The sequence below is a fragment of the Microbacterium sp. Beta genome (assembly GCF_005502545.1).
In the GTDB taxonomy this organism is placed as follows: Bacteria; Actinomycetota; Actinomycetes; order Actinomycetales; family Microbacteriaceae; genus Microbacterium; species Microbacterium oxydans.
Genome location: NZ_SCOG01000049.1, coordinates 1 through 5,413 on the forward strand (window position 1 = coordinate 1; position 5,413 = coordinate 5,413).

Annotated in this window: 4 protein-coding genes; 1 reads left to right on the forward strand and 3 read right to left on the reverse strand. The window is 70.4% G+C overall.

What is annotated here, in order from left to right; translation table 11 throughout:
- Window positions 1-172: 172 nt before the first annotated feature.
- Window positions 173-619: a hypothetical protein gene (locus FFS56_RS20265; RefSeq protein WP_056518817.1), complete on the reverse strand. Its 447-nt coding sequence runs from the start codon at window positions 617-619 to the stop codon at window positions 173-175.
- Between the two features lie 423 nt (window positions 620-1,042).
- Here FFS56_RS20265 and FFS56_RS20275 point away from each other — a divergent pair, with 423 nt between their 5' ends.
- Window positions 1,043-2,959, forward strand: coding sequence for a multicopper oxidase domain-containing protein (locus FFS56_RS20275; protein ID WP_127012865.1), 1,917 nt, complete (start codon window positions 1,043-1,045; stop codon window positions 2,957-2,959).
- Between the two features lie 183 nt (window positions 2,960-3,142).
- Here the strand turns inward: FFS56_RS20275 and FFS56_RS20280 are convergent, their stop codons facing one another.
- Both FFS56_RS20280 and FFS56_RS20285 read right to left on the reverse strand, forming a co-directional pair.
- Window positions 3,143-4,654, reverse strand: coding sequence for a hypothetical protein (locus FFS56_RS20280; RefSeq protein ID WP_060960783.1), 1,512 nt, complete (start codon window positions 4,652-4,654; stop codon window positions 3,143-3,145).
- Window positions 4,655-4,750: 96 nt separating this feature from the next.
- Window positions 4,751-5,413 (reverse strand): cytochrome c biogenesis CcdA family protein (locus FFS56_RS20285; protein WP_137772342.1); only part of this gene is annotated, 663 nt, incomplete at its 5' end.

The window sequence follows — 5,413 nt, forward strand, 5'->3', positions numbered from 1 at the left end:
GGGCCGGGTGGGCGGCGGTGACCGGCCGCAGCCGTCGGCACTGGACCGGCGACGGGGGCCGCCGTGATACGGGTCGTCAAGACATTCTCCAAACCTAGAAATCGGCATCACACAGCACCCGCACACGGGCGGGCGGGAAGATGCCGCCCATGGGTGGGCGGCATGCCGGATCTCAGGTTCGGGAAATCGACAACAGCAGCAGTGAGGGCGCGGCCGGACGCCGCGACACGGGCACCGGCACCAGCAGCGGCGCGCGCACCGGACGGGATACCCGCAGTATCCGCAGCCGGCTCTGTAACCGCAACCCCGTCACGGCCGCCAGTACCAGCAGCGTGCACACCACCCCGATCAGGCACCCCCACGCCCCGGACGCATCGACGGACACCCCCGCAGAGGACGACGCCGTCCGGCCCTCCACCGGTGCCCCCGAGTCTGGGGTAGAGCCGGTCGCGACGGGGGAGCCCGCACTGGTGTCGGCGTGCGCGTCAGCCGTGGTGTGGGAGGTGGTCCAGCCGCCGATGATGAGCACAAGTGCCAGGCCCAGGATGGTCAGCAGCCGCCCCGACCACCACCCCGCCGCGATGACCCGGTCGGGCCGGGATCGGGGGTCGCGGGGCATAGTCCCTCACTGTACCAATCCAACCTTTGCGTCTCCCGGATCCCGCCCGGCCGCAGGCCCTCCACGCCTTCGCCGACAGAGCAGCCACATCGCGTCCACCGGCACGTCGTTCTCGATTATCGCCGAACGACGTCCGTCTCCTGAGCGGAAGGATCAGTGCCCTCGGGGTGCCGTGGTGTCGGTGAAGGCGGGCAGCAGGATCGCCGTAATGCCGTCGGGGTCGAGTCTGCCGGTGCGGACTTCTTCGGCGGCGCCGTTGAGGACGGCACGGGTCGCTGAACTCCGCCGCGATCGTCTCGGCTGCGTCAGGTTCGCCCCACCGGGCACGTGCACCCGTCGGCACCCGAGGCGGCGCCGATTGAAAGAATACCCATAGGAGGTATAAGGTGTGGGGAGTCGTGTGCGAGGGAGAGGCGGGCGAGGTTGATTCAACCGATCGACTATTTCCTGGTCGCCTGGTTCGTGCTGGTCGCGATCAGCACCGTCTGGGTCGGGGTGGACCAGTTCCGTCACAACCCGGAGCCGGCGGTGATGAAGTGGGGCTTCATCCTGGTCACCCTCTACCTGGGGCCGATCGGGGCGCTGCTGTATGTGCTCGCGGACAAGGAGCCACGGCCGGGAGAGCATGAGGAGTTCACCCGGCCGCTGTGGAAGCAGGGCATCGGCTCGACCATTCACTGCGTCGCGGGCGATGCCACCGGCATCATCGTCGCCGCCGTCGTCGTCGCGTCGCTGGGCCTGCCGATGTGGCTGGATCTGATCATCGAGTACGCCGCCGGGTTCGCGTTCGGGTTGTTCGTGTTCCAGGCCCTGTTCATGAAGAACATGATGGGCGGCAGCTACTGGCAGAACGTGCGCCGCTCGTTCCTGCCCGAGTTCATCAGCATGAACCTGATGATGGCGGGCATGGCGCCGGTGATGTCGCTGCTGATGATGGGCCGCGACATGCGGGCCATGCTGCCCACCGAGTTGCTGTTCTGGGCGGTGATGAGTTTCGGGATCGCGGTCGGGTTCGTGCTCGCCTACCCCGTGAACGTGTGGATGGTGAAGAAGGGCCTCAAGCACGGCCTGATGACCGTCCGCCCCCAGCCCGCCAGCCACCCCCAGGAGCACGACGCGCACGCGCAGCACAACCCGCAGCCGCCGGAGGCGCACGCCGGCCACGACCAGGCGGCGGGCGGTGCGTCATCGCCGGGGTCGGGGCATGAGGCGCACCAGCCGTCTGGCGCCGGCCGGGTGACCGTGCCGCAGCTGACCGTGGTCGGCGCGTTCTCCGCGATCGCGCTCGTGGTCGGGATGGTCGCCCCCGCGAACGCCGTCAACATGACTCTGAGCGCGCACGACGTCGGTGGGCTGATCATGCCGCCCGGGATGATCATGACCCGTGACACTCCCGCCGAGGCGATGCGGGACATGGCCGCCGTCGACCCGCGGGCCGCGACCGCCGCGTACGACGTGGACACCCGCGGTGATGAGGTGCTGGAACCTGCCCGCATCGAGGACGGGGTGAAGGTTTTCGAGCTGACCGTGTCGCAGATCCGCTGGGAGATCCTCCCCGGCGTCACCGTCGACGCGTACGCGTACAACGGGCAGATCCCGGGGCCTCGGCTGCAGGTCACCCAGGGCGACCGGATCCGCATCGACGTGACCAACGAGCTCGACGAGTCCACGACCGTGCACTGGCACGGCCTGGACGTGCCCAACGAGATGGACGGGCCCGCCGGGATCACCCAGGATCCCATCCAACCCGGCGACACCTACCGGTACGAGTACACGGTGAAGCAGTGGGGCACGTTCTTCTACCACTCCCACGATCACGCCGACCGGCAGCAGGCCCTCGGCCTGTACGGGGCGCTGATCATCGACCCCGCCGACCCTGGCCTGCAGCCGCCTGCCGATCGCGAGTACACGATCCAGCTGCAGGAGTGGCTGTCCCGGGAGGGGCTGACCTATCCGGCGATGCCGATGGAAGGGGGCATGCCGAACTACTTCACCATCAACGGGAAGGCGTACCCGGCCACCGAGACCATCGACATGAAGGTGGGGGAGACCCTCCGGGTGCGGTTCATCGGCTCGAACACCAACGACATCCACCCGATGCACATCCACGGCGGCCCGTTCACCGTCGTCGCCCGCGACGGGGCGGCCCTCACCACGGCGCAGCAGTTCCAGGCCGACACGATCAACGTCGGGCCGGGACAACGCTACGACGTGCTCTGGAACGCGCTCGAGCCCGGCCAGTGGCTCATCCACTGCCACATCAACCACCACACCACCAACAACAACGTCGAAACCGACGGCGCTGGCGGCCTGACCATGATCATCAACGTCACCGAATAACCCCACGAACCGAAGAACCGCCGCCGTTGTGGTCGCCGTTGCCGCGTCGAGTCACGTCCGCGCCCTCCGGCAGCACAGCAGGCGGATGCCAGGGGTGCCCAGCTCATCGTGCCCGACCGTTTCGGTTGCCGGAGGCCGAGATCGCCCGCCCGCCCGCAACGGGGCGCGGTGACCTCGCCGTGGTCAGGTGGTCGCGGGAGGGAGGACGCGTCGGCGGCGGGCGACGGTGACGGCCGCGGCGACCGTGAGTGCCGTCGAGACGGCGAGGAGCACGGCGCCGAGGATGATCTGCCCCGGTGACGGGGTGAGGGCGGTGACGGGCTGGTAGAGGTTGCGCTGCTGGCTCTGCGGGCCGGTGAGTTGCTGATCGACGGGCACCCACACCTCGAGGGTGCGTTCGCCGGTGGCGAACTGGGCGTACACGAACCACAGCCCCGGTGACGGCAGTGCCAGTTCCCCGGTGAAGGTACCGGGAGGCGGGGTGCCGGGTTGTGCGCGCAGCGGCGCGGTGAGGTCCTCTCCGGTGCGGCGGGCGACCAGACGGGACGGGGTGAGGTCGGTGTCGTCGGTGAGGCGGATGCCGGTGATGGTGACGGTCAGCTGCCCGGTGCCGTCGCCGGTGACGGTCATCTGTGCGGTGCCGTAGGCGGTGCCCTGGCCGGGGTCGTGCGCCTGCGCGGGTGGGGGCGGGGCGAGGGCGACCAGCAGAAGGGTGAGGGCCGCGGCCGCGCCGCCGGATCGGAGGCGAGTCCCCGGCCGCACGGTGAGGGCGATCATGCTGACGATGATCACCGTGGTGGTGCCGACGGCGGACCAGGCGACGGGGGTGGGTGGGACGCTGCTGATCCCGGTCCCGGAGGCCAGCAGTTGCAGGGTGGTCACGGCGAGGGCGGCCACCGGCCACCGCCACCGGGGGACGGGCAGGGCCAGCAGGAAGAGCCCGGCCACCGCGACCGGCAGGTCGGGGGCGAGCCACCCAGAGGTGGTGAGCAGCACCCACAGCACCACCCGGAACACCAGGTACACGGCGACGACGAGGACAAGGCGGGTGCGGCCGGGGACCAGGGTGGTGATCACCCATGCCGCGCCGAGCGTGGTCGCCAGCAGCAGCGGCAGGTACAGGGTCTCGGTGAACTGGGGCACGTCGGTGTCGTATTCCATCACGATGATCAGCGCCGCCCCCAGCACGCCTGCGGCCAGGGCGATCCGCGGCGGGGCGGGCACGTGCCGGTCGGTGCCGGTGAGCAGGCCGATCAGCACGCACAGGGTGCCGATCACCGACAGCAGGTGCGGGGGCGACCAGAGCACCGCGTCACGCCCGAACGCGGTGTGCCAGAACGCGTCGGCGGGCGCGGCCGCCGCGGTCGCGACCGCCGCAGCGACCGCGAGGGCGAACCCGGGAGTGCGGAACACGGCGGCCACGGATCGTGTCGCGGCCAGCCGCCGCCACCCCCAGCCGGCGATCACGACCCCGACGGTGAGGATCGACGCATACAGCAGCAGGTGCGGAGGGATGAAGGTGCTGTCCCGGCCGAGGGTGGTGTGCCAGGAGTCGTCCCAATACGCCGACCCAACCCCGGCGGCCGCGGCCGCTGCGGCGACCCAGACGCCCCCTGCCCCCAGCGCCGGGGAACCGCGGGCCGGGTCCGGCTCGGACGGGATGGGGGCGCGGTCACGGCTGCCGTGTGGTCGCATGGTCTGTCCTTTCTGTGATGCGGCAGGGAGCCGGTCCGGCCCTGGCGGCTAACGCCATGGCCCCGCTCCCGGCGGCAGCGGGGTGTTAGAGGTGTGTTAGAGGGGGAGCACGGTGGCTCCGATGAGGTTCTGGATGCTGGAGGTGAGGAGTGTCCAGGCTCCGCTGATCATCGCGATGCCGGTGGCGATCATGAGGACCCCGCCGGTGATGTTGATGGTGCGGATGTGGCGGCGCAGGAACGTGATGCTTCCGGTGGCCCAGTTCAGGCCGGCGGCGGCGGCGATGAAGGGCAACCCCAGGCCCAGGCAGTAGGTGACGGCGAGGAGGGCGCCGCGGGCGGGGTTGCCGGTGGTGAGGCTGAGGGCGGAGATCGCGGCGAGGGTGGGGCCCAGGCACGGGGTCCAGCCGAGCCCGAACGCGATGCCGAGCAGGGGAGCTCCGGCCAGCCCGCTGGGTGGGTGGATGGCGGGTTTCGCGGTGCGTTGGAAGAGCCGGAACACGCCGAGGAACACGAGCCCCATCAGCAGGACCACGATCCCGAGGATGCGGGTGAGGAGATCTTGCCAGCGGATGAGCCAGGCCCCCAGGGCGCCGAACGCGGCCCCGTAGCCGATGAACAGGACGGAGAAGCCGAGGGTGAACAGTCCGGTCCCGGCCAGCGCCCGCCACCGGGAGACCCCCGCGGTGGTGGTGGTGCCGGTGAGGTAGCCGAGGTAGCCGGGCACGAGGGGGAGCACGCAGGGGGAGGCGAAGGACAC